This is a genomic window from Cupriavidus sp. 01L46 (assembly GCF_056399905.1).
The window spans coordinates 1-24,492 of the sequence record NZ_JBFTSF010000005.1 but is presented as its reverse complement, the minus strand read 5'-3'; the positions used below and the strand labels follow the sequence as shown (position 1 = coordinate 24,492).

Below are 24,492 nucleotides of genomic sequence, written 5' to 3'. Positions count from 1 at the left end.
CCGCCGCCAGGTTCCCGCCGCATGTCTCACCTCGCTCATCCCGCCGCCAGTCCGCACGCTTCGCAGCCCGTCCAACTCATGGCCAACGCCATCCGCGTCCTGGCCATGGACGCCGTCCAGCAGGCCAATTCAGGCCACCCCGGCATGCCGATGGGCATGGCGGATATCGCGGTTGCGCTGTGGGGCCGTCATCTGAAGCATAACCCGAGCAACCCCAAGTGGGCTGACCGTGACCGCTTCGTGCTGTCCAACGGCCACGGCTCGATGCTGCTTTACGCGCTGCTGCACCTGACCGGCTATGACCTGCCCTTGGGCGAGCTGAAGAACTTCCGCCAGATGCACAGCAAGACGGCAGGCCACCCGGAATATGGCATCACCCCGGGCGTGGAAACCACCACCGGCCCGCTGGGCCAGGGCCTGACCAACGCGGTCGGCATGGCGCTGGCTGAACGCCTGCTGGGCGAGGAATTCAACCGCCCGGGCTTCGACATCGTCAACCACCACACCTATGTGTTCCTGGGCGACGGCTGCCTGATGGAAGGCATCAGCCACGAGGCCTGCTCGCTGGCCGGCACGCTCAAGCTGAACAAGCTGGTCGCGCTCTGGGACGACAACGGCATCTCGATCGACGGTGACGTGGTGCACTGGTTCGCCGACGACACCCCGAAGCGTTTTGAAGCCTACGGCTGGAACGTGATCCGCGCGGTGGACGGCCATGACGCCGCCGCCGTCGATGCCGCCATCGCCGAAGCCAAGCACAGCGACCGTCCGACCCTGATCTGCTGCCGTACCCTGATCGGCAAGGGCGCGCCCAACAAGGAGGGTGGCCACGATGTGCACGGCGCGCCGCTTGGTGGCGCTGAAATCCTGGCCACGCGCGAAGCGCTGGGCTGGGCCCACGCCCCGTTCGAGCTGCCGGCCGAAGTCTACACGGCATGGGATGCCAAGGCCCGCGGCGGTTCGCTGGAAAAGGCCTGGAACGCGCTGTTCGAGGCTTATGCAGAGCGCTTCCCGTATGAAGCCGGTGAATTCCAGCGCCGCATGCGCGGCGAGCTGCCCGGCGCGTTCGATGCCGCCGTGGACGCGTTCCTGGCCAAGTGCGAGGAAAAGGCAGAAACCATCGCCACCCGCAAGGCCAGCCAGAACACCATCGAGGCGCTCGCGCCGGTGCTGCCGGAATTCCTGGGTGGCTCGGCCGACCTGACCGGCTCCAACCTGACCAACTGGTCCGGCAGCAAGGCCGTGCGCGGCGATGCCTGGGGCAACCACATCAACTACGGCGTGCGCGAGTTCGGCATGAGCGCCATCATGAACGGCATCACGCTGCATGGTGGCTACATCCCCTACGGCGGCACCTTCCTGACCTTCTCCGACTACAGCCGCAATGCCCTGCGCATGGCGGCGCTGATGAAGATCCGCACGCTGTTCGTGTTCACCCACGACTCCATCGGCCTGGGCGAAGACGGCCCGACCCACCAGTCGATCGAACACGTTGCCAGCCTGCGCCTGATCCCCAACATGGACGTGTGGCGTACCGCGGACACCACCGAAACCGCGGTGGCCTGGGCCCAGGCCGTGCGCCGCGAGAACGGCCCGAGCTGCTTGATTTTCAGCCGCCAGAACCTGCCGTTCCAGACGCGTGACGACGCCACCCGTGCCAACATCGCGCGGGGCGGCTACGTACTGCGCGCCGGCAACAATCCCAAGACCGGCCGTCCGGATGCCGTGATCATCGCCACCGGCTCGGAAGTCGGCCTGGCCGTGGGCGCCGCCGAGCAACTGGCTGCCGACGGCGTGCACGTGCGCGTGGTCTCGGTGCCGGCAACCACGGTATTCGACAAGCAGGACGCTGCCTACAAGGCATCCGTGCTGCCGGCCGGCGTGCCGCGCGTGGCGGTCGAGGCCGGCGTGACGGATTTCTGGTGGAAGTACCAGGTCCAGGCCGTGGTGGGCATCGACACCTTCGGCGAATCGGCCCCCGCTGGCGTATTGTTCAAGCACTTCGGCTTCACGGTCGAGAACGTCGTGCGCACCGTGCGCGACACGCTCGGTCAGTAACAGGTATTCCCGGGCCCGCGCAGCGGTCGACTCGGCTGCGCGGGCCGGCAGACGCTTTCCCGCATCCATCGATCGTTAGCCTACTCAGGAGATAAACATGACCATCAAGATCGGCATCAACGGCTTCGGCCGCATCGGGCGCATGGTGTTCCGCGCAGCCGCCGCCAACTTCAAGGAAATCGAAGTCGTCGGCATCAACGACCTGCTCGAACCCGACTACCTGGCTTACATGCTTAAGTACGACTCGGTGCACGGCCGCTTTGACGGCGAAGTGTCGGTCGACGGCAACACCCTGATCGTCAATGGCAAGAAAATCCGCCTGACCGCCGTCAAGGATCCGTCCGAGCTGAAGTGGGGCGAGATCGGCGCCGACGTGGTGATCGAATCCACCGGCATCTTCCTGACCAAGGAAGGCGCGCAGAAGCACATCGACGCGGGCGCCAAGAAGGTGATCATGTCGGCACCGTCCAAGGACGACACCCCGATGTTCGTGTACGGTGTGAACCACGGCACGTACAAGGGCKAGGCGATCATCTCCAACGCCAGCTGCACCACCAACTGCCTGGCGCCGGTCGCCAAGGTGCTGAACGACAAGTGGGGCATCAAGCGCGGCCTGATGACCACCGTGCACGCCACCACCGCCACGCAAAAGACTGTCGACGGCCCGTCCAACAAGGACTGGCGCGGTGGCCGCGGCATCCTGGAAAACATCATCCCGTCGAGCACTGGCGCTGCCAAGGCTGTGGGCGTGGTGATTCCCGAGCTGAACAAGAAGCTGACCGGCATGTCGTTCCGCGTGCCGACCTCCGACGTGTCGGTGGTCGACCTGACCGTCGAGCTGGAAAAGGGTGCCACCTACGCCGAGATCTGCGCCGAAATGAAGGCACAGAGCCAGGGCGCGCTCAAGGGCGTGCTGGGCTACACCGAAGACAAGGTGGTTGCCACGGATTTCCGCGGCGATGCACGCACCTCGATCTTCGACGCTGAAGCCGGCATCGCGCTGGACTCGACCTTCGTCAAGATCGTGAGCTGGTACGACAACGAGTGGGGCTATTCCAACAAGGTGCTGGAAATGGCTCGCGTGGTCGCCAAGTAAGTTTGCCGGGATAGGTTGGTTTGCGCACGGAACAAGGCGGCATTCCCTGGGATGCCGTCTTGTCGTCTGCTTGCAACTCCAGCTATCGGAAGCCTGGGCGGGTCCTTTTGCCAGGATCTTGGCAAAAGGACGAAGGCCGGCACGGCGCAAGGGGCTGGCGCGGAATTCCTGTTCCGTTCCCCGCTTTGCTCTTACACTGTGAAAGTGCTGGAAACACCGATGTGCAGCCAATGCAAGTGACGATACGGTCATTCCCAATTCCCAATCCAACCTGGGTGAGATCATGGTGAATGTGGATACCAAGCTGCTCGTGATTTTTACCGAGCTGCTCAGCAAGCGAAACGCGACCTATGTCGCGGAGAAAATGCATATGACCGCGCCTGCGGTTTCGCATTCGCTGGGCCGCCTTCGCGAGATTTTCGACGATCCCCTCTTCATCCGCGTGCCGCACGGCCTGACGCCGACGCCGCGAGCCTTGGAACTGGGGCCGAAGATTCGCGACATGCTGGACCTGTGGTCCTCGATCAACGAGGGCGACGCCGATAATTTCGACCCCGCCACCGCCACCGGCACCCTCAACATCGGCTTTGCCGCCGAGCTGGGCGATACGGTCTTCAACCGCTTTATCCTGCGCATCAAGCAACTGGCGCCGGAGTTGCATATCAAGCTGGTCGAATCCCATTCCTGGGAGTCGGACGTGGCCGCCATGCGCGGCAACGAGCTGGACCTGGCGTTCTCGCCATTCCCGACCCGGCATCCCGAAATCGTGGAAGAGATGGTGACGTCGCTCAACCTCTGGGTTTGCGCGCGTAAAAACCATCCGGTGCTCAAGGGTACCTGCACGCTCGAGCAGTATCTCGACTGCGGCCACATCTTCATGGCGCATTCGGGCGGCAATGGCCGTCCGGCACCGTCGCTGATCCCGCTGGACTACGCGTTGCAGCAGCGCGGGCTAAAGCGCAATGCCACGCTGACGGTGCACTCCTGGCGCGCGCAGTCGGAGCTGGCCGCGCAGACCGACATGATCTTCACGGTCAATGCGCTGACCAAGGACATGGCTTGCGAGACCTACGGCCTCAAGGCCTTCCCCTTGCCGGCAGAACTCAACACCACGCTGGGCCTGAACATGTTCTGGCACCGCAGCCGCAACACCCACCCGATGCTGGTGTGGGCACGCGGGCTGTTCCGCCAGGTCGTGGGCGAATTCGTCGGCGTGCCGACGGTTGCGCGCGGCCTGCACATCGTTGCCGAGCAGGATCATTCGGAATTGTGAAGCAGGCTTGAAATAAAAAAACCGGCGCTGGCGCCGGTTTTTTTATGTTTGCGGGGCAAGCCGCGGCTGGCTTAGCGCTTGGGCCGGTGGGGGCACTCGTGCTTGGTGCAGCTGCCATAGAGCGACAATGCGTGTTCTTGCAGCGCGAAGCCGCGCTCGTTTGCGATGCTTTGCTGGCGACGCTCGATCTCGGAGTCGTAGAATTCCTCCACGCGGCCGCAATCGATGCAGACCAGGTGGTCGTGATGCTTGCCTTCATTCAGCTCGAAAATGGCTTTGCCGGATTCGAAGTTGTTGCGCGACAGCAGTCCAGCCTGCTCGAACTGGGTCAGCACGCGATAGACCGTTGCAAGGCCGATATCCATCTGTTCGTTGAGCAGGATGCGGTAAACGTCTTCCGCACTGAGATGGCGCTGCTCGCTGGTCTGGAAGATCTCGAGGATCTTCAGACGGGGTACGGTCGCTTTAAGACCGATATTTTTGAGGTCCGCCGGACTCGGCATGGGCGTGACTCCCTAGAGTACAATGTCTGGATAATTGAATCATAAGGGTTTTGGCGGCAAAAGTCGCCCCGGCGGTTGCCCGGAGCTCGGTCACCTGCCCTAGGCTGCGCTAGCGATGATCCATCGCCGCTGCCGCCTCATGGCACGCGCCGTGAGGGCCTGAATCGGCACTTTTCTCTCCCTTCTAGAAGCGAGATACATGCGTTCATTTCGTTCGTCCGCCATGCGTCCGACGCTGGTTACTACTGTGCTGGCTGCAGCTACCCTGCTAACGGCTGCGTGTTCCACCTATGACAATACGTCGCGCAAGGTCGCCAACGCGATCACGCCGTACCGTATCAATATTGTGCAAGGCAACTTTGTCTCGCGTGAAGCCGCCGCCCAGTTGCGTGAAGGCATGACGCGCGAGCAGGTCAAGTTCCTGCTCGGCACGCCGCTGCTGGCCGATGTGTTCCACGGCAATCGCTGGGACTACGTGTTCTCGTTCCGCCGCGGCAATACGCCGGTGGTGCAGCAGCGCCGCTATACCGTGTTCTTCGATGGCGACAAGCTGGCCAAGTTCGGTGGCGACGAGTTGCCGTCCGAATACGAGCTGATTGCCGAAATCGACGGCATGAAGGCCATGCAGTTGGGCAAGGCACCGACGCCTAAGGCACCGGCGGAAACCGTTGCCGCGGCTTCGGAAGCGGCTGCAGCCCCGGCCGTAGCCCCGGATGCGGCTCCCGCCGCAGCGCCTGCGCCGGCCGCGCCGGCTGCCGCCACCTCGTCCGGCGCGGCCGGTGGCCCCGCCAGCCCGACCAACTGAGCCTTCAGGCCCGAATGCCGGCCGCGTCACGCGGCCGGCTTGTATTTTGACTGCTGACACGCCATGAATATCGCCATCGCAGGTGCCTCCGGCCGCATGGGCCGTATGCTGATCGAACACGTACTCGCCACCGAAGGCGTCACCCTGTCGGGCGCGCTGGATGTGCCGGGCGCCCCGGCGCTGGGCCAGGATGCCGGGCTGCTGCTGGGCCGCGCCACGGGCGTGGCGATCACCTCGGACATCGAGGCCGCCCTCGCTGGCGCCGACTGCCTGATCGACTTCACCCGGCCCGAGGGCACGCTCGTGCACCTGGCAGCGGCCAGGCGCCTGGGCGTCAAGGTGGTCACCGGTACCACCGGGTTTGACGACGCCGGCCGTGCCGCCATCGCCGAGGCTGCCAAGCACATTGGCGTGGTGTTCTCCGCCAATATGAGCGTGGGCGTCAATGCCACGTTCAAGCTGCTGGAAGTCGCCGCCAAGCTGCTGTCTTCCGGCTACGACATCGAAGTCATTGAGGCGCACCACCGCCATAAGGTGGATGCCCCGTCGGGCACCGCGCTGGCGATGGGCGAGGTGGTGGCCAAGGCACTGGGCCGCGATCTGAAGACCTGCGGCGTGTTTGCCCGCGAAGGCCACACCGGCCCGCGCGACCCCAATTCCATTGGTTTTGCTACCGTGCGCGGCGGCGATATCGTGGGCGACCACACCGTGATGTTCGCCGGCACCGGCGAGCGCATCGAGATCACGCACAAGTCGTCCAGCCGCCAGTCATATGCCGAGGGCGCGCTACGCGCAGCGCGCTTCCTCGCCGACAAGCCCACCGGGCTGTTCGACATGCAGGACGTGCTTGGCCTGAAGTAAGGCCCCCGGCACGCCCTGCGCCGCAAGTGCCGACGGTTATAATCGGCACTTTCGCCGTTCCAGCGCAGGCGGGCGCCGCAAGGCTTGCCCGCCGCTTATCTTTTCCACGCTTTTCGCACGCCGACGCACCGCGCCGTTGTCCTGAACATGCAAGACAAATACCTTCCCTCAGCCGTTGAACAAGCCGCCCAGCAACACTGGCAAGCCATCGATGCGTACCGCGTATCGGAAGAGGCGAAGCTGGCCGACGGCAGCGAGAAGCCGAAGTTCTATGCCTGCTCGATGCTGCCTTACCCGTCGGGCAAGCTGCATATGGGCCACGTGCGCAACTACACCATCAACGACATGATGGCGCGCCATCTGCGCATGAACGGGCACAACGTGCTGATGCCGATGGGCTGGGACGCGTTCGGCATGCCGGCGGAAAACGCCGCGCTCAACAATGGCGTGGCGCCGGCGGCCTGGACCTACAACAACATCGCGGAAATGAAGCGGCAGATGCAGTCGATGGGCCTGGCCATCGACTGGTCGCGCGAAGTCGCCACCTGCAGCCCGGACTACTACCGCTGGAACCAGTGGCTGTTCCTCAAGATGCTGGAAAAGGGCATCGCCTACCGCAAGACTGGCACAGTGAACTGGGATCCGGTCGACCAGACCGTGCTGGCCAACGAGCAGGTCATCGACGGGCGCGGCTGGCGCTCGGGCGCGCTGGTTGAAAAGCGCGAGATCCCGATGTACTACCTGCGCATCACCGACTACGCCGAGGAACTGCTCGGCGATCTGGACGGCCTGGGCTGGCCCGAGCGCGTCAAGATCATGCAGCAGAACTGGATCGGCAAGAGCGTGGGCGTGCGCTTCGGGTTTCCGCATGCCATCGCCGGTGASGACGGCAAGCTGATCGGCGACGGCAAGCTCTATGTGTTTACCACGCGCGCCGACACCATCATGGGCGTGACTTTCTGCGCGGTCGCCGCCGAGCACCCGCTGGCCACCCATGCCGCCGCGACCAATCCTGAGCTGGCCGCCTTCATCAACGAGTGCAAGCACGGCTCGGTGATGGAAGCCGATATGGCGACGATGGAAAAGAAAGGCATGCCCACCGGCCTGAAGGTGCTGCACCCCCTTACCGGCGAGCAGGTCGAGGTGTGGGTTGGCAACTACGTGCTGATGAGCTATGGCGACGGCGCCGTGATGGGCGTGCCCGCACACGACGAGCGCGACTTTGCCTTTGCCAACAAGTACGGCTTGCCGATCAAGCAAGTGATCGACATGGCTGACGCGAAAAAGGGCCAGCCGTTCTCCACCGAAGCCTGGCAGGAGTGGTATGGCGACAAGGAGCACGGCACCTGCATCCATAGCGGCAAATACGACGGACTGGACTACAAGGCTGCGGTGGAAGCCATCGCAGCCGATCTCGGTGCCAAGGGCCTGGGCGAGAAGAAGATCACCTGGCGCCTGCGCGACTGGGGCATCTCGCGCCAGCGCTACTGGGGCACGCCGATCCCGCTGATCCATTGCGACGACTGCGGCGTGGTGCCGGTGCCGGAGCAGGACCTGCCGGTGGTGCTGCCGGAAGACCTGGTGCCGGACGGCACCGGCAACCCGCTGGCCAAGGATCCGCGTTTCCTCGCGTGCACCTGCCCGTCGTGCGGCAAGCCGGCGCGCCGCGAGACCGACACCATGGATACCTTCATCGATTCGTGCTGGTATTACATGCGCTATACCAGCCCGGACGCGGCCACCATGGTCGATGCGCGCAACGACTACTGGATGCCGATGGACCAGTACATCGGCGGCATCGAGCACGCGATCCTTCACCTGCTGTACGCCCGCTTCTGGACCAAGGTCATGCGCGACATGGGCCTGGTCACGTTCAACGAGCCGTTCTCCAACCTGCTCACGCAGGGCATGGTGCTCAACGATACCTACTACCGCGAGGACGCGGCCGGCAAGAAGACCTGGTTCAACCCGGCCGAAGTCGACGTCAGCACCGACGAGCGCGGCCGCCCGCTGGGCGCCGTGCTCAAGGCGGATGGCCAGCCGGTGGTGATCGGCGGCGTGGAGAAGATGTCGAAGTCCAAGAACAACGGCATTGACCCGCAGGCCCTGATCGACCAGTACGGCGCCGACACCGCGCGCCTGTTCGTCATGTTCGCCGCGCCGCCCGAGCAGCAGCTCGAGTGGAGCGGCTCGGGCGTGGAGGGCGCTTCGCGCTTCCTGCGCCGGGTGTGGAACTACGGCTATGCCAACGCCGAGGCGATTGCCGCGGCGGGCAATGCCGCGGCGTCCGGCGACGCCGACGCAGCGCTGCGCCGCGAGATCCACGGCGTGCTCAAGCAGGCCAACTACGACTATCAGCGCATCCAGTACAACACCGTGGTGTCCGCCACCATGAAGATGCTCAACGCGCTGGAAGACGCCAAGCAGGCCACGCCCGCCGCGCGCCGCGAGGGCCTGGGCATCCTGCTGCGCGTGCTGTACCCGGTGGTGCCGCACGTCACCCACGGGCTGTGGCAAGCGCTCGGCTACGCCACGCAGTACGGCGACTTGCTCGACGCAGCCTGGCCGCAGGTGGACGAATCCGCGCTGGTGCAAAGCGAGCTGGACCTCGTGCTGCAGATCAACGGCAAGGTGCGTGGCAGCCTGAAGGTGCCGGCCGATGCCGACCGCGCCGCCATCGAGGCCATGGCTGCCGCCAGCGAGATCGTTGCCAAGTTCGCTGACGGCGCCGCGCCGAAGAAGATCGTGGTGGTCCCGGGCCGCCTCGTTAATGTGGTTCTTTAACGTGACGCTGTAACTAGCGCCAGACAAGCCAACAAGGGAGCTGCCCAAATGGATGGACAGAAGCTGGATCGACCGCTGCAGGGCCGCCGCAAGGTCCTGGCCACGCTGCTGCTGGCCGGCCTGCTGGGCGGCTGCGGGTTTCACATGCGCGGCAACGCGGACTTCGCATTCAAGCGGCTGTATGTGAGCATTCCGCCTAATACGCTGATGGGCTCCGATTTGCGCCGCGCCATCCGCAACGGGTCGGACACGCAGATCGTGACCGACCCGAAAGAAGCGGATGCCTTGCTCGATGTGCTGCAGGACACGCGTACCAAGACGGTGCTGTCGATCACCACCACCGGCGTGGTGCGCGAGTATCGCCTGACGCAGCGCTTCACCTTCCGCCTGCGTGACGCCGGCGGCCAGGAGCTGATCGCGCCGTCGCAACTGGTGCTCACGCGCGACCTGACCTACAACGAAGCCAACACGCTGGCCAAGGACTACGAAGAGCAGCAGCTCTATCGCGACATGCAGCGTGACATCGTGCAGCAGCTGATTCGCCGGCTGAGCGCGGTCAAGGCCATCTGAGCGGCGCGGAAAGCGCCTGCCAGACAAGCCCAATACGGCAAGGACAGAGGAACGAAGCGCACGGCATGCAGCTCAAGCTCGATGGACTCGAAGCGCACCTGCGCCAGGCCAAGGGACGCGGCCTGGCACCGCTCTACGTGGTGCATGGCGACGAGCACCTGCTGGTGCTCGAGGCGGTCGACCGCCTGCGCCAGGCCGCGCGCGAGGCCGGCTTCACGGAGCGCGAGGTGCTGTCCTCCGAGCGCGGCTTCAACTGGGGCCACGTGGTCCAGGCGCAGCAATCGATGTCGCTGTTCGGCGACCGCAAGATCGTCGAGCTGCGGATTCCCTCCGGCAAGCCCGGCAAGGATGGCGGCGAGGCGCTGCGCGCGGTGGCTGCCCAGCCCTCGCCGGACGTGGTCATGTTCATCACGCTGCCGCGGCTGGACTTCGCCACGGCCAAGTCGGCCTGGTTCCAGGCGCTGGACGCCGCCGGCGTGTCGATCAAGGTGGATTCCGTCGACCGCACCCGGCTGCCGGCCTGGGTCGGCGAGCGGCTGGCGCTGCAGCAGCAGCGGGTCGAGCCCGGTGAACCGGGGCGGCGCGCGCTGCAGTTCATCGCCGACAAGGTCGAAGGCAACCTGCTGGCCGCGCACCAGGAAATCCAGAAGCTCGGGCTGYTGTATCCCGCTGGTCCGCTGACCTTCGAGCAGGTGCACGATGCGGTGCTCAACGTGGCTCGCTACGACGTCTTCAAGCTTTCCGAAGCCATGCTCAGCGGCGACGTGCCGCGCCTGGTGCGCATGCTCGAAGGGCTGCGCGGGGAGGGTGAGGCCACGGTGCTGGTGCTGTGGGCGCTGACCGAGGAAATTCGCGTATTATCCAAGGTCCGGCAAGGGTTGGCGGCAGGCAAGCAGATCGGTGTCCTGACGCGTGAACTGCGTATCTGGGGCCCGCGCGAAAAGCTGGTGCCGCAGGCCGCGCAGCGCCTCTCGCTGGCGCAGCTGGAAGCCGCGCTGGGCATGGCCGCCAAGCTGGACCGGCAGGTCAAGGGCCTGCGCGCCGAAGGCATGCCGGCGGAGCCCTGGGATGGCCTGCTGCAGCTGGCGCTGTCCATCGCCCGGTAAGCCCGCGTAGCCTGAGCGCGGTCATTGGCGATCACTGCCAGCGACCCGCATAGCCAGCCGTAGCCGACAAAAAACCAAGCATTGAGGGCCGGGTCCCCTGGCCAGGAATATGAACGAGCTCGATCTCAAGCAGTACATGGACCGCGTCGGCCAGCAGGCCCGCGCCGCCTCCCGCGCCATGGCGCGCGCCTCCACCGCGGACAAGAACCGCGCCCTGCTGACCATCGCCGCCGCCATCCGCCGCGACGCCGCGCACCTCAAGGCCGTGAACGCCGGCGATGTGGAGCGTGCCCGCGCCAACGGCCAGGACGCCGCTTTCATCGACCGCCTGACGCTCTCGGACAAGGCGATCGACACCATGGCCGCCGGCCTGGAACAGATCGCCGCGCTGGCAGACCCGATCGGCGAGATCAGCAACATGAAATTCCGTCCCACCGGCATCCAGGTGGGCCAGATGCGGGTGCCGCTGGGCGTCATCGGCATCATCTACGAGTCGCGTCCCAACGTGACCATCGACGCAGCCGCGCTGTGCTTGAAGTCGGGCAACGCCACCATCCTGCGCGGCGGCTCCGAGGCGATCGATTCCAATACCGCGCTTGCCGCCCTGGTGGCCGAGGGCCTGGCCGCCGCCGGCCTGCCGCCCGAAGCGGTGCAGGTGATCTCGACCACCGACCGCGCCGCGGTTGGCCGCCTCGTCACCATGACCGAATACGTCGACGTGATCGTGCCGCGCGGCGGCAAGAGCTTGATCGCGCGCCTGATGGCAGAAGCGCGGGTGCCCATGATCAAGCACCTGGACGGCATCTGCCACGTCTATATCGATGTCGACGCGGACCTGGACAAGGCCGTGCGCGTTGCCGACAACGCCAAGACCCAGCGCTACGCGCCCTGCAACACCATGGAAACGCTGCTGGTCGCGCGCGATGTCGCCGCCGCGGCGCTGCCGCCGCTGTGCCGCATCTACCAGGAAAAGGGCGTGGAGCTGCGCGTGTGCGCCGCCACCCGCGCCACGCTGGAAGCCGCCGGTTTCACCGGCCTGGTCGACGCCACCGAAGAAGACTGGCGGCTCGAGTACCTGGCGCCGGTGCTGGCGATCCGCACCGTGGCCGGGCTGGACGAGGCCATCGAGCACATCAACACCTACGGCTCGGCGCATACCGATTCCATCATCACCGAGAACTACACCACTGGCATGCGCTTCCTGCGCGAGGTGGACTCGGCCAGCGTGATGATCAATGCGTCGACGCGCTTTGCCGATGGCTTCGAGTACGGCCTGGGTGCCGAGATCGGCATCTCCAACGACAAGCTGCACGCGCGCGGCCCGGTCGGTCTGGAAGGCCTGACCTCGCTGAAGTACGTGGTGTTCGGCCACGGCGAGATCCGTACCTGAGCGGGAGGCGGCACGCGTCCCGTGCCACCTCCCGTTGCGCATCCCCACCGTTTCACCGTTCCCATGCATTCCCATGGGAACCCAACCAGAAAAAAGGCCAGATGCTCTGGGTTAAAGCGCTGCACATCGTTTTCGTTGTCTCCTGGTTCGCTGGCCTGTTCTACCTGCCTCGCATCTTCGTCAACCTCGCCATGGAGCGCGAGCCGGCCAGCGTGCAGCGCCTGCTGCTGATGGCGCGCAAGCTCTACCGCTTCATGACCATGCTGGCGGTGCCGGCGCTGGTGTTCGGGCTGTGGCTGTATATCGGCTACGGGATCGGGCGCGGTCCGGGGCAGGGCTGGATGCATGCAAAGCTGGCGCTGGTGCTGGTGCTGATCGGCTATCACCATGGCTGCGGCGTGCTGCTCAAGAAGTTCGAGGGCGGGCGCAATACGCGGTCGCACACCTTCTATCGCTGGTTCAACGAGTTGCCGGTGCTGGTGCTGCTGGCGGTGGTGATCCTGGTGGTGGTCAAGCCGTTCTGACGCGCGTTGGCCGGCGGCCGCGCGCATCGCCTACGCGGGCMGCCGGGTTTGGGTTTTTTCTCGTATCGTATTGAATTCGTTTCACGCAGCATTGCCGCATTCACCGCGCGGTTGTCTCGCCCCACTCCGTCCAGAGGACATGATGAGCAAGCAGGTCGACTACTACCTCACCCCGCAATCGCCTTTCGTCTACCTTGGCCACGAACGCTTCACCGCGATTGCGGCAAAGCATGGCGTGCAAGTCAATCTCAAGCCCTGCGACCTGGGCCGCGTGTTCTCTGTTTCGGGGGGCTTGCCGCTGGCGCAGCGTCCGCCGCAGCGCCAGGCCTACCGCCTGGTCGAGCTGGCCCGCTGGAGCGAGTATCTTGGCCTGCCGCTGAACCCGCAGCCGACCTTTTTCCCGGTCTCCGGCGATGCCGCCAGCAAGCTGGTCATCGCCGTGCAGCTGGCCCATGGCACCGCCCGCGCGATGGCGCTGATCGGCGTCATTGGCCGCGCCCTGTGGGCCGAGCAGCGCAATATCGCTGACGCCGCCACGCTGGCGCAGCTGGCCGACAGCATCGGCCTGGAAGGCGCGGCGCTGCTCAAGGCGAGTGACGCGCAGGCTGTCCAGGCCGCCTATACGCAGCACACCCAGGACGCGGTTTCCGTCGGCGTGTTCGGCGCGCCGTGGTACGTCTATGACGGCCAGCCTTTCTGGGGCCAGGACCGCCTGGACTTCCTCGATCGCGCCCTCGCGGCGGGCTGAAGCCCCGGAGCGCGGTACACTGCGCGCTATCCGACCCCGTCCGCTACGGCGGACGTTTTTGTTTGCAGGAATTCCCAAGCCATGTCCCAAGCCTTTTTTGCCTCCTGCCCGCGCGGCCTCGAGAGCGCACTTGCCGAAGAGTTGCACGAGATCGCAGCCCGGCCCGGCCTGGCCAGGCTCGCCCCCATCCAGGTCCATCGCGAAATGCCCGGTGGCGTCACTTTCTCGGGCGAGATGGCCGCGGCCTACGCTGTCAACCTGCACTCGCGCATTGCCAGCCGGGTGCTGATGCGGGTCGCCAACCGCGGTTACCGGCGCGAAGACGATATCTATGACCTGGTGCGCGCTCAGCGCTGGGATCATTGGTTCACGCCGGATGAGACGCTCCGGGTGGACGTTACGTCGCATCGCTCGCCGCTGCRGAGCCTGAATTTCATCGCCCTGCGTATCAAGGACGGCGTTTGCGACGCCATGCGCGAGCGCTCGGGCGAGCGGCCCAGCGTCGATACCGTAAATCCGGATGTGCGGATCTATGCCCACCTGACCGAGCACGATTGCACGCTCTACCTCGACACTTCGGGCGATCCGCTGTTCAAGCGGGGCTGGCGCCTGGAGAAGGGCGAAGCGCCGCTGAAGGAAAACCTGGCCGCCGGCATCCTGCGCCTGGCCGGCTGGGTGCCAGGCCAGACCGAGCGCCCGTTCTACGACCCGATGTGCGGCAGCGGCACCTTCCTGGTGGAAGCGGCCCAGGTGRCCCTTGGCCTTGCGCCTGGCGCGAACCGCAGCTTTGGCTTCGAGCGCCTGAAGGGCGCCGACAACAAGACGTGGAACGCGCTGAAGGCGGCGGCCCGGGATGACGAGGAGGCCGCGCGCAAGCGCGTTGCGTCCGAGCCCCTGGAACTCGCCGGCAGCGATATTTCCACTGACCTGCTGTCGATGTCGCAAGCCAACTGGGAACGCGCGGGCTTGCCCGGCGAAGTGCGGTTGAAGCAGGTGGATGCGCGCTTTGCGCAGCCGCCGTTCGCGGCACCCGGCCTGATGCTGATGAATCCGCCGTATGGCGAGCGGATTGCCGTGCGGGGAGAACGCCGGCGGCCGATGGACGAAGCACCGGTCGACGAGATCGACGACGAAGCCGCCAATCAGTTCGCCAGCGCCTTTGCCACCACGCTCAAACAGCATTTCGCCGGCTGGCAGGCATGGGTGTTTACTGGCGACCTGACGCTGCCGCGCCGCCTGCGGCTCAAGGAGTCGCGCCGCACGCCGCTGTACAACGGCAATATCGAGTGCCGTCGTAAGCCTCTGCGGATTCGACCTGGTTGATCAGGCCGGCGCGTGTCTCGATCACCATCAGCGTGGCCTGGCCCTGCGCCGTCAGCATCAGGATGCCAGCCGGGTTGGGGTAGAGGTAGTACTCGACAAAGCCGTAGCGCGCGGTGACCTGGCGTACCCGCTCGCAGATCGCGGGGTCCGACAGGAAGGAAAACGAGTGGCGCGTCAGCAGGTCGCGCAGCGTGCGCGACAGGGTGGCGAAATACTGCTGCTGGAGTGCGTCGATCTCCTGGTCCAGCCGCTCGACCATGTTGCTGTCATGCTTCTTCACGTAGCGGTCGATCAGCCCATGGTTGAAGCCCTGCACGGCAATGCCTTCGTCGGCGGTGCCGGTCAGCAGGATGGTCTTGCACGGCAGATCCTGCAGGGCCTGGCAGAACTCCAGCCCGTTCATCTGCGGCATAGAATAATCKACCACGATCACGCCTGGCTGCACAAAACGGTTGTAGTCGTGGATTTGCCGGTAGATGCGGTCGATATCGAGCTGCACGGTGCGCCGTTCGGTCAGGAAGGTCAGGTCGTCGTGCGTGACCCGCACGGGCAGGAAGCCGGTCGAGCGCGTGGTGTAGGTCTCGCGGATCCATTGCAGGGCTTCGCGGGGATCGGTGAAGGTCACCACCGGCCGCGACGGATCCATCTGGAACGCCAGGCTGTCGATGAACGATTTACTGTCGTCGACGAGCACCGTGAGGATCGGGTGATGGAAGACCGACAGATTCCTGTCCTKGGGGTTGAATGTCATGTTGCGTTCGGCTCCGGTGTCGGCAGACACTTCGGGCGGGTGGTTTGGCGCGGCTAGGGATCCGGCGTGGCAAGGCCAGCGGACGGATCGGTTCGGAGCGGCCCACCGCGCTGGACTACACCTGGCCCTTTTTGGATGACCGGCGTGTGCCATGGCCGGTGACCGGAAACCAGTATAGCGCGCTCGCGCTCCCGCGCAACCGGACCTCGACGGGATGGAAAAAAGCGCGACAGCGTCGCGCTCTTCGCGGCACCGGAAACGGGCGGGTGCCCGTTTCCGGTGCTTCCGGCGTGCTTACTCGACCGCCTTGCCCATGTCTTCCACCACCTTCTTGGCGTCGCCGAACACCATCATGGTCTTGTCCATGTAGAACAGCTCGTTGTCCAGGCCCGCGTAGCCGGCGGCCATCGAACGCTTGTTCACGATGATGGTCTTGGCCTTGTAGGCTTCCAGGATCGGCATACCGGCAATCGGCGAGTTGGGATCGGTCTTGGCGACCGGGTTCACCACGTCGTTGGCGCCAAGCACCAGCACCACATCCGCCTGGCCGAACTCGCTGTTGATGTCCTCCATCTCGAACACCTGGTCGTAGGGCACCTCGGCCTCGGCCAGCAGCACGTTCATGTGGCCCGGCATGCGGCCCGCCACCGGGTGGATGGCGTACTTCACCGTCACGCCTTTCTCGACCAGCTTCTCGGTCAGTTCCTTGAGCGCATGCTGCGCGCGCGCCACCGCCAGGCCATAGCCCGGGACGATGATCACGGTCTCGGCATTGCCCATCAGGAAGGCCGCGTCGTCGGCCGAGCCGGACTTCACGTTGCGCTGCGCCTGGCCGCCGGCAGCGGCCGCCGCGGGCGCGCCGCCAAAGCCGCCAAGCAGCACATTGAAGAACGAGCGGTTCATCGCGCGGCACATGATGTACGAGAGGATGGCGCCGCTTGACCCCACCAGCGAGCCGGCGATGATCAGCATCGGATTGTTCAGCGAGAAGCCGATGCCCGCCGCCGCCCAGCCCGAGTACGAGTTGAGCATCGACACCACCACCGGCATGTCGGCGCCGCCGATCGGGATGATGATCAGTACGCCCAGTACAAAGGCGATCGCCAGCATCAGCAGGAAGGGCAGCCAGTCCTGCGACAGGMAGAAGATGATGCCGAAGCCGATCATGGCCACCGCCAGCAGCAGGTTCAGCAGGTGCTGCCCGGCGAAGGACACCGGCGCGCCCTGGAACAGGCGGAACTTGTACTTGCCCGACAGCTTGCCGAAGGCGATCACCGAACCGGAGAAGGTGATGGCCCCCACGAAGCAGCCGATGAACAGCTCGATGCGGTTGCCAAACGGGATATCGTGCGAGCCCGGCGGCGTGATGCTGAACGCCGACGGCTCGGCCACCACGGCCACCGCGATGCAGACCGCGGCCATACCGATCAGCGAGTGCATGGCGGCTACCAGTTCGGGCATCTTGGTCATCTCGACCCGTCGCGCCACGAAGGCACCGATGCCGCCGCCGACCACCAGCGCGCCAAAGATCAGGGCCATGCCTTCGGCGACCGACGACTGGCCCGCGCCGATGGTCAGGAACTCATTCTTGAGCTTGACGATCAGCACCAGCGTGGTCACCGCGGCGATGGCCATGCCGATCATGCCGAAGGCGTTGCCGCGCCGCGCGGAACTGGGATGGGACAGGCCCTTCAGCGCCTGGATGAAGCAGACCGAGGCGAGCAGGTAGAGCAGGGTGACGAGGTTCATGCTCACTTGGCGCCCTCCTCATGACCCTTGCCGGCCTTGGCCTTGGGTTCCTTTTTCTTGAACATCTCCAGCATGCGCTGCGTCACCAGGAAGCCACCGAACACATTGACCGCGGCGAGCGCGACTGCCAGCGTGCCCATGGTGCGGCCCACGGGGCCCTCGGTCAGGCCGGCAGCCAGCATGGCGCCGACGATGATGATGGCCGAGATCGCATTGGTCACGGCCATCAGCGGGGTGTGCAKGGCGGGCGTCACCGTCCAGACCACGTGGTAGCCCACGTAGATCGCCAGCACGAAGATGATCAGGTTGATCACCGTGTGGTTCACCATTTCCATCGACTTCTCCTCCGTTGCTTGAATGCCTTGCTGCGCGGTTGTCCCGTGTTCTTTTGCCTGGCCAGGCGCCTGTGAGCGCCTACTGCATCGATGCCCCGCCTGGTGCCGCGTTGTCGTCTGTCGCGTCGGTACCCTCGCCCCAGGGGCGACGGTACGGCTGAATCCGAAAATGGCATGCCGGATGCGGGMATCGCACCGGCGTTGGCTCCCGGCGCGATGTCCTCATCCGCTTACACCTTCTTGATTTCCTTGATGGCGTTGTTGTCGTCCACCAGGATGATCTTCGGCTTGTAGGTGGCGATCTCTTCATCGCTCATCGGCGCGTAGGTGCAGATGATGAGATGGTCGCCCAGGTGCGCGCGCCGCGCGGCAGCACCGTTGAGCGAGATCTCGCCGCTGCCGCGGACGCCCTTGATGATGTAGGTGGAGAAGCGCTCGCCATTGTTGACGTTGTATAGCTCGATTTTCTCGAACTCCTTCATGTCGGCCGCTTCGAGCAGATTCTCGTCGATGCCGCATGACCCCTCATAGTTGAGGTCCGCCTGTGTCACGGTGACACGATGGAGCTTGGCGCGGAGCATGATGCGTTGCATGGGTGATACGTCCTTGGTTGATGCTGGATGAGCTTGTAGGGAGGCCCCTGGGGTTGAGTCCTGGCGGGCCATTTGGCATGGTTCCGGGGCCTGGGTATCGGCCAGCCGTACCGGCTGTTCAGCCCGGTAGCAGCAGGCGCGCTACCGTGCACCTGGCCGGAACCGCCTGGCCCCATTCTAAAGCGACCGGGTCGCGGCGGGCCCGCTGCCGCTTCAGGACGCGCCGCGGACCACCTGGCCATCCTTGCACATCAGGCAGGCGGCGACGATATCGTCCTCCAGGTTCAGCGTGAACTGGCCTTCCTTGTCGATGACGAGCTTGAGGAAGTCGAGCACGTTGCGCGCATATAGCGCCGACGCGTCGGCCGCCACCATGCTGGCCAGGTTGGTGTGCCCGATCAGCGTGACGCCGTGGCGTTCCACCACTTCGTCAGCCACCGTCAGCGGGCAGTTGCCGCCCTGCGCCGCGGCGAGGTCGACCACCACCGAGCCCGGCTTCATCGCCTGCACCGTTTCTTCCTTGAGCAGCACCGGCGCCTGGCGGCCCGGGATCAGCGCGGTAGTGATGACGATGTCGGCGGCCTTGGCGCGCTCGTGCACCAGTTCGGCCTGGCGCCGCATCCAGTCGGGTGGCATGGGGCGGGCATAGCCGCCCACGCCCTGCGCGATCTCGCGCTCTTCGTCGGTGACGAAGGGCACATCGAGGAATTTCGCGCCCAGCGATTCGATCTGTTCCTTGACGGCGGGGCGCACGTCGGAGGCTTCGATGACCGCGCCCAGCCGCTTGGCGGTGGCGATGGCCTGCAGGCCCGCCACGCCGGCGCCGAGGATCAGCACGCGAGCCGCCTTGACGGTGCCTGCGGCGGTCATCAGCATGGGCATGAAACGCTGGTAATGATGCGCGGCGACCAGCACGGCCTTGTAGCCGGCGATATTGGCCTGGGAGGAGAGCACGTCCATGCTCTGCGCGCGCGTGGTGCGCGGCGCGGCTTCCAGCGCGAAGGCCGTCAGCGTGGCGCCCGCCATGCGCGCGTTGTTCTCTGCGTCGAAGGGATTGAGCATGCCGACCAGCACGGCGCCCGGCTTCATCAGCGCGAGCTCGGCATCGACGGGGGCGCGGACCTTGAGCACCAACTGCGCGCCGAAGGCTTGCGCCGCGGTGCCAATGGTGGCGCCGACGGCCTCATACGCCGAGTCCGGCACGCTGGCGCGTACGCCGGCTCCCGACTGGACGATGACCTGATGGCCCTGGGTCACGTACTTCTTGACCGTCTCCGGGGTGGCGGCGACACGAGTCTCACCTGCCCGCGTCTCCTGCGGGATGCCGATGTGCATCGTCAATTTCTCCTTTTGCTGGCGTCTTTGAGGCGCTGTCAAAATGATTCTGGCGTTGGCGCGCGAGCTTGTCGTACGACCGCTACGACATGGCAACGCGCCTGACCAGAACCGCTTCGGCTCATTCTGACAATGCCACTGATCTGCTAGGCGGGCGGACGTCTTTGGCTCTTTTGTGCCTGCCCTTTGTGTCTGCCATGCGCCCGGCCAGGCCGAACGCAGCGCACAATTTTTTCGCAGCTTACAGGAATCTGACGATATGTGGTGACCGGCCGGTCGGCTTTTGCGCAACCGCATCCCCCTCGCATCCCCCCTCTCGCAGGGCCTGCCGGTTCATGCCAGGGCGTGCCGGGACGTTCCCTTTACGATTTTTACGCCATCCCTTGGCGGGCCGCTGTTTTCTTGACACCGATTTTAGGCGCGTGCCCGTACTGTTCCAGTCGCGCCACGGCCACTGTCGTCCTGACGCTCGCCGTGGCTTCGGCCATCGCCTCACGCGTGGCCGTCCACCGATCGATTATTCCAATTGCCAAGTTATCCATGACCGCACTTCGTTTCAATGTTTCGCACGCCTGCCTCGCTACCCTGTCTTGCGTCACGCTTCTCGTCGCGCCGGCCGCCTTCGCGCAGGGCGCACCCGATGCAGCCGCAGCCGCCGACGCGTCGCCGCACACGTTCACGGCCAACGTCACGCTGGCCAGCGAATATCGCTACCGGGGCCTGATGCAGTCCAATCGCCGCCCGGCGATCCAGGGCGGGTTCGACTACACGCATGCAAGCGGCCTCTACGTGGGCAACTGGAACTCCAGCATCAGCTGGCTTGGCGACAGCAATGCCAAGGTGTCGGCGCCAATCGAGATGGATTTCTATGGTGGCTTCAAGAACACCTTCACGCTGGGCGGGCTCGAATGGAATTACGACGTGGGCGTGCTGGAGTACTACTATCCCGGCGATTATCCGGCTGGCTACACACGCCCGTACACGACGGAGCTGTACGGCGGCATCGGCTACGGCCCGGTGTTCCTGAAATACTCGCATGCAGTGACCAACCTGTTCGGCTTCAGCGACAGCAAGAACAGCTACTACGTAGATCTGTCGGCCAATGTGCCGCTGAACGTCTGGGACCTGACGCTCAATGCGCACGTCGGCTACCAGAAGGTGAGGAACGTCACGGACGCCTCGTACACGGACTGGAAGCTGGGGTTGACCAAGGACCTGGGCAAAGGCTTTGCGCTGGCGATCGCTTATATCGACACCAATGCCAACAAGTCGGTCTACACCAATGTGCCCGGCCGCTATATCGGCAAGGCAGCTGCCTTCGCGTCGCTCACCAAGACGTTCTGAGCATGCCGCGCCATCTTGATGACATTTTGATGGCGGCGGCGGCGATTACTGCATCAACTTGAGGCGGCCTTGCATAGCATGGTGGTATCTCCAACAGACGACCCGCCCAACGCGGGTCCCGCTCAAATGCGACAGTCGAGCCTTGCCTTGGCCTTTGCTTGCGTGCCACGCCGCCGTCTTTCCCGCACCGAACCCCGCACCGCGCGCCTTGATGCGTCCGGCATCGACGCCGCGCTGGCCCCCGTGCCCGCGCTTGGCGCGGATACCGCGCACAGCTGGATTCGCCTGCGCCTGGCGGTGGCGTCAAGCCAGGTCTTCGCGCTGCGCCAGTCGCTGCACCGCGCGATCGGGCAGCTGGCGCGCATCTATGTGGTGGAAGTGGACCACCGCCATGACGAGACCACGCTGCATGTGGAAGTCGAGCGCGGCGGCCGCGACGCTGCCATGCACGCCATCATGATGGCCCTGCCGGCCGCCGAGTTCGGCGTCACCACGGTGCTGGGACAAGACCATGCCGCGCACTGACACGATGGCGGGCTTGCGCGAAGGCAGCCGCGCGACGCTGTGGCTGCCGCTGGTGACGCCGATGCAGGGCGGCGAGCTGGACCTGGCCTGCGCGCAGCGGCTGGCCGCGCACTATGTGGCCAGCGGCGTGGATGGGCTGGTCATCCTGGGCACGACCGGGGAGGGCGGCTTGCTCACGCGGGATGAGCGGCTGATGTTTACCGCCGCGGTGCTGGAGGCGGTGGACGGTGCGCTGCCGGTGCTGGCCGGCGTAGGCGGCGTGGATACCCGCGTGGTTTGCGAGCAGGTGCGCCAGCTCGACCGCTTCGACCTGGCGGGCTACCTGGTGCCGCCGCCGTACTACCTGCGGCCCGGCGACGAGGGCATTGCCTGGCATGTCGAGCGCGTGGCGGATGCCACCTGGCGCCCGCTGATGCTCTACAACGTGCCCAAGCGGGCCGGCTGCAATATGTCACCGGCATTGGTGCAGCGGCTGGCCGCGCATCCGCGCGTTGTCGCGGTCAAAGAGTGCGACGCGGCCGGGCTTCGCGCCCTGGCCGGCAACGATCGGCTCGCGGTCTTCTGCGGCGAGGACGCGGCCATGCTGGACCACCTGCTAGCGGGTGGCGACGGCGTGGTTCCGGCTTGCGCGCACATCCGCCCGGATTTGTTCGTGCGGCTGTTGCAACTGGTGGCGCAAGGCCATGTTGCCGCAGCGCGTGCGTTGTTTGCGAGCCTGGCGCCGTTGATCTCGCTGCTGTTCTCCGAGCCCAATCCGGCCCCGGTCAAGACCGCGCTGGCATTGTGCGGGCTGGCAGGATCCGAGGTCAGGCGGCCACTGGCGCCGGCCAGCCGCGCGCTGCGCGAACGGCTGGACCAGGTGATCGCTTCGCTGCCGGCGGTGGAGGACGTGGAGCGCACTTTGCTGCCAGCTTAGGGTCGGCGCGGGCGCGGCGCCGGCTGCGMCGGTTGCGCCGGTTGCGCCGGATGCGCGAATTGGCGGCAACCGGTAGAATGCCGGATTGCCTAAAATTTGTGCATCATGTCACACGACTGGAAGGCCAGCGTCACTGTCGCCGCGGTTATCGAACGCGGCGGCCGCTTCCTGCTGGTGGAAGAAGAAACCCCCGACGGCCTGCGGCTGAACCAGCCTGCCGGCCATCTTGACCCGGGCGAGAGCCTGATTCACGCCGTCATCCGCGAAACGCTGGAAGAAACCGCCCACACGTTCGAGCCGCGCGCGCTGCTGGGCTGCTATATGGCCCGCCCGCACTCGGCCGGCACGGCGGCGCGGCCGGGCGGCGACATCACCTATGTGCGCTTCGCCTTTACCGGCGAGCTGGGCGCGCTCGATGCCGGGCGCCAGCTCGACGTGGGCATCGTGCGCACCGTGTGGATGAGCGCCGACGAAATCCGCGCTTGTCCCGAGCGCCATCGCACGCCGCTGCTGCTGGCTTGCATCGAGGATTACCTGGCCGGCAAGCGCTTCGCGCTCGACGCGCTCTACACCCATCCTTCCGTGGTGGGCGGCGGAGTGCCGTCATGAGCCAGGGCAAGCGCGTGGTGGTGGGCATGTCGGGTGGCGTGGATTCGTCGGTGACAGCCTGGCTGCTCAAGCAGCAAGGCTACGAGGTGATCGGCCTGTTCATGAAGAACTGGGAAGACGACGACGACAGCGAGTACTGCTCGACCCGGCAGGACTGGCTGGACGTGGTCTCGGTGGCCGACCTCATCGGCGTCGACGTGGAAGCGGTCAATTTCGCCGCCGAGTACAAGGATCGCGTCTTTGCGGACTTCCTGCGCGAATACTCGGCCGGCCGCACGCCCAATCCCGACGTGCTGTGCAATGCCGAKATCAAGTTCAAGGCCTTCCTGGACCACGCCATGTCGCTGGGCGCGGACACGATCGCCACCGGCCATTACGCGCGCGTGCGCGAAGCGGGGGCGGATGTGGGTGCCGGCACGGGCCGCTTCGAGCTGCTCAAGGCCTTTGACCACACCAAGGACCAGAGCTACTTCCTGCACCGGCTGAACCAGGCGCAGTTGTCGCGCACGCTGTTCCCGCTGGGCGAGATGCCCAAGACGCGCGTGCGCGAGATCGCTGCGGAGATTGGCCTGCCCAATGCCAAGAAGAAGGATTCCACCGGCATCTGTTTTATCGGCGAGCGGCCGTTCCGCGATTTTCTCAACCGCTACCTGCCGACCAAGCCGGGACCGATGAAGACGCCGGACGGCAAGGAAGTCGGCCAGCACATCGGCCTGGCGTTCTACACGCTGGGGCAGCGCAAGGGCATCGGCCTGGGCGGCAGCCGCGCGGGCAATGGCGACGCCTGGTACGTGGCGCGCAAGGACATGGCCAGCAACACGCTGTATGTGGTGCAGGGCCATGACCATCCGTGGCTGCTGACGCCCACGCTCGACGCTGCCGACCTGTCGTGGGTGGCGGGCACCGGCCCGGCGGTGGGCACCACGCTGTCGGCCAAGACGCGGTATCGGCAGAGCGATGCGCCGTGCACGGTGACGGGGGCGGGCGACGATACCCTGCAACTGACGTTTGCGCAGGCGCAGTGGGCGGTTACGCCGGGCCAGTCGGCGGTGCTGTACGACGGCGATGTCTGCCTGGGCGGCGGCATCATCCGCTAGTTCGCCGGCTGTGCGCTGCGCGAGAAGATAAAAACCGGCTCTATGGCCTAATGCCGTTCAGTTAAGGTCCCTATTGAGGAAGCGAACGGCATAGCGTGAAGGGCGGGACTTGACGACCCGGTCGCATGAGCGACCGGGTCGTTTCACATTGGGCAGCGACTTTAGGCGCTCGCGTAGGCGCTGCAGGCAGGCGGGCA

The 24,492-nt window shown here is 65.5% G+C and carries 22 protein-coding genes and 2 pseudogenes; 17 read left to right on the top strand and 7 right to left on the bottom strand.

The window, feature by feature from the left end:
- Nucleotides 1-21: 21 nt before the first annotated feature.
- The 3 genes from tkt to AC1DS3_RS02015 all read left to right on the top strand — a co-directional run bounded on the left by tkt (nucleotide 22) and on the right by AC1DS3_RS02015 (nucleotide 4,427).
- Nucleotides 22-2,058: a transketolase gene (gene tkt, locus AC1DS3_RS02025; RefSeq protein ID WP_441633798.1), complete on the top strand. Its 2,037-nt coding sequence runs from the start codon at nucleotides 22-24 to the stop codon at nucleotides 2,056-2,058.
- Nucleotides 2,059-2,155: 97 nt separating this feature from the next.
- A complete protein-coding gene (gene gap, locus AC1DS3_RS02020; protein ID WP_477126601.1) occupies nucleotides 2,156-3,154 on the top strand; it encodes a type I glyceraldehyde-3-phosphate dehydrogenase in 999 nt (332 codons plus the stop codon).
- Nucleotides 3,155-3,437: 283 nt separating this feature from the next.
- Complete coding sequence (locus AC1DS3_RS02015; RefSeq protein ID WP_441633796.1) at nucleotides 3,438-4,427, top strand: LysR family transcriptional regulator; 990 nt, start codon at nucleotides 3,438-3,440, stop codon at nucleotides 4,425-4,427.
- A gap of 71 nt (nucleotides 4,428-4,498) precedes the next feature.
- On the opposite strand, the gene fur is transcribed toward AC1DS3_RS02015, so the two are convergent.
- Complete coding sequence (gene fur, locus AC1DS3_RS02010; RefSeq protein WP_441633794.1) at nucleotides 4,499-4,930, bottom strand: ferric iron uptake transcriptional regulator; 432 nt, start codon at nucleotides 4,928-4,930, stop codon at nucleotides 4,499-4,501.
- A gap of 199 nt (nucleotides 4,931-5,129) precedes the next feature.
- Between fur and AC1DS3_RS02005 the strand changes: the two genes are divergently transcribed.
- The 9 genes from AC1DS3_RS02005 (at nucleotide 5,130) to AC1DS3_RS01965 (ending at nucleotide 15,041) form a co-directional block, all read left to right on the top strand.
- Nucleotides 5,130-5,735 (top strand): outer membrane protein assembly factor BamE, encoded by a 606-nt coding sequence (locus AC1DS3_RS02005; RefSeq protein WP_441633792.1) that lies wholly within the window; start codon nucleotides 5,130-5,132, stop codon nucleotides 5,733-5,735.
- A 63-nt stretch (nucleotides 5,736-5,798) separates the two neighbouring features.
- Nucleotides 5,799-6,596, top strand: coding sequence for a 4-hydroxy-tetrahydrodipicolinate reductase (gene dapB / locus AC1DS3_RS02000; protein WP_477126600.1), 798 nt, complete (start codon nucleotides 5,799-5,801; stop codon nucleotides 6,594-6,596).
- Nucleotides 6,597-6,743: 147 nt separating this feature from the next.
- Nucleotides 6,744-9,380, top strand: coding sequence for a leucine--tRNA ligase (leuS, locus tag AC1DS3_RS01995; RefSeq protein ID WP_477126599.1), 2,637 nt, complete (start codon nucleotides 6,744-6,746; stop codon nucleotides 9,378-9,380).
- 48 nt (nucleotides 9,381-9,428) lie between these two features.
- Complete coding sequence (locus AC1DS3_RS01990; protein WP_052494686.1) at nucleotides 9,429-9,950, top strand: LPS-assembly lipoprotein LptE; 522 nt, start codon at nucleotides 9,429-9,431, stop codon at nucleotides 9,948-9,950.
- Between the two features lie 65 nt (nucleotides 9,951-10,015).
- Nucleotides 10,016-11,056, top strand: coding sequence for a DNA polymerase III subunit delta (gene holA, locus AC1DS3_RS01985; RefSeq protein ID WP_441633785.1), 1,041 nt, complete (start codon nucleotides 10,016-10,018; stop codon nucleotides 11,054-11,056).
- A 109-nt stretch (nucleotides 11,057-11,165) separates the two neighbouring features.
- Nucleotides 11,166-12,446, top strand: a complete 1,281-nt coding sequence (locus AC1DS3_RS01980) for a glutamate-5-semialdehyde dehydrogenase (protein WP_416049671.1) — start codon at nucleotides 11,166-11,168, stop codon at nucleotides 12,444-12,446.
- 101 nt (nucleotides 12,447-12,547) lie between these two features.
- Entirely contained in the window at nucleotides 12,548-12,970 is a 423-nt protein-coding gene (locus AC1DS3_RS01975) for a CopD family protein (RefSeq protein WP_150985938.1), read from the top strand.
- 142 nt (nucleotides 12,971-13,112) lie between these two features.
- A complete protein-coding gene (locus tag AC1DS3_RS01970) occupies nucleotides 13,113-13,718 on the top strand; it encodes a 2-hydroxychromene-2-carboxylate isomerase (protein WP_441634022.1) in 606 nt (201 codons plus the stop codon).
- Nucleotides 13,719-13,799: 81 nt separating this feature from the next.
- Complete coding sequence (locus tag AC1DS3_RS01965) at nucleotides 13,800-15,041, top strand: THUMP domain-containing class I SAM-dependent RNA methyltransferase (RefSeq protein ID WP_477126598.1); 1,242 nt, start codon at nucleotides 13,800-13,802, stop codon at nucleotides 15,039-15,041.
- Here the strand turns inward: AC1DS3_RS01965 and AC1DS3_RS01960 are convergent.
- From AC1DS3_RS01960 to AC1DS3_RS01940, 5 genes and pseudogenes are all read right to left on the bottom strand, one after another.
- Nucleotides 15,010-15,792, bottom strand: a pseudogene (locus AC1DS3_RS01960) (response regulator); the annotation flags it as partial. The gene AC1DS3_RS01965 and the pseudogene AC1DS3_RS01960 sit on opposite strands and share 32 nt — an antisense overlap.
- Nucleotides 15,793-16,086: 294 nt before the next feature.
- Complete coding sequence (locus AC1DS3_RS01955; protein ID WP_477126597.1) at nucleotides 16,087-17,541, bottom strand: NAD(P)(+) transhydrogenase (Re/Si-specific) subunit beta; 1,455 nt, start codon at nucleotides 17,539-17,541, stop codon at nucleotides 16,087-16,089.
- Nucleotides 17,542-17,543: 2 nt separating this feature from the next.
- Nucleotides 17,544-17,876 carry an NAD(P) transhydrogenase subunit alpha part 2 gene (locus AC1DS3_RS01950; RefSeq protein ID WP_477126596.1) on the bottom strand — a complete coding sequence of 111 codons (333 nt, stop codon included), beginning with the start codon at nucleotides 17,874-17,876 and terminating at the stop codon, nucleotides 17,544-17,546.
- A gap of 230 nt (nucleotides 17,877-18,106) precedes the next feature.
- Nucleotides 18,107-18,469: an aspartate 1-decarboxylase gene (gene panD / locus AC1DS3_RS01945; RefSeq protein WP_006157598.1), complete on the bottom strand. Its 363-nt coding sequence runs from the start codon at nucleotides 18,467-18,469 to the stop codon at nucleotides 18,107-18,109.
- Between the two features lie 213 nt (nucleotides 18,470-18,682).
- Nucleotides 18,683-19,804, bottom strand: a complete 1,122-nt coding sequence (locus AC1DS3_RS01940) for a Re/Si-specific NAD(P)(+) transhydrogenase subunit alpha (protein WP_150985941.1) — start codon at nucleotides 19,802-19,804, stop codon at nucleotides 18,683-18,685.
- A 540-nt stretch (nucleotides 19,805-20,344) separates the two neighbouring features.
- Here AC1DS3_RS01940 and AC1DS3_RS01935 point away from each other — a divergent pair.
- From AC1DS3_RS01935 to mnmA, 5 genes are all read left to right on the top strand, one after another.
- Nucleotides 20,345-21,148: a TorF family putative porin gene (locus AC1DS3_RS01935; RefSeq protein ID WP_441633779.1), complete on the top strand. Its 804-nt coding sequence runs from the start codon at nucleotides 20,345-20,347 to the stop codon at nucleotides 21,146-21,148.
- Nucleotides 21,149-21,274: 126 nt separating this feature from the next.
- Nucleotides 21,275-21,673, top strand: a complete 399-nt coding sequence (locus AC1DS3_RS01930) for a hypothetical protein (protein ID WP_441633777.1) — start codon at nucleotides 21,275-21,277, stop codon at nucleotides 21,671-21,673.
- Complete coding sequence (gene dapA, locus AC1DS3_RS01925) at nucleotides 21,660-22,589, top strand: 4-hydroxy-tetrahydrodipicolinate synthase (protein ID WP_441633775.1); 930 nt, start codon at nucleotides 21,660-21,662, stop codon at nucleotides 22,587-22,589. Before AC1DS3_RS01930 ends, dapA begins: the two co-directional genes overlap by 14 nt.
- A gap of 105 nt (nucleotides 22,590-22,694) precedes the next feature.
- Nucleotides 22,695-23,198, top strand: coding sequence for an NUDIX hydrolase (locus AC1DS3_RS01920; RefSeq protein ID WP_441633773.1), 504 nt, complete (start codon nucleotides 22,695-22,697; stop codon nucleotides 23,196-23,198).
- Nucleotides 23,195-24,295: a tRNA 2-thiouridine(34) synthase MnmA gene (gene mnmA, locus AC1DS3_RS01915; protein ID WP_477126595.1), complete on the top strand. Its 1,101-nt coding sequence runs from the start codon at nucleotides 23,195-23,197 to the stop codon at nucleotides 24,293-24,295. Before AC1DS3_RS01920 ends, mnmA begins: the two co-directional genes overlap by 4 nt.
- A gap of 57 nt (nucleotides 24,296-24,352) precedes the next feature.
- Here mnmA and AC1DS3_RS01910 read toward each other — a convergent pair.
- Nucleotides 24,353-24,492 (bottom strand): annotated as a pseudogene (locus AC1DS3_RS01910) (IS4 family transposase); the annotation flags it as partial.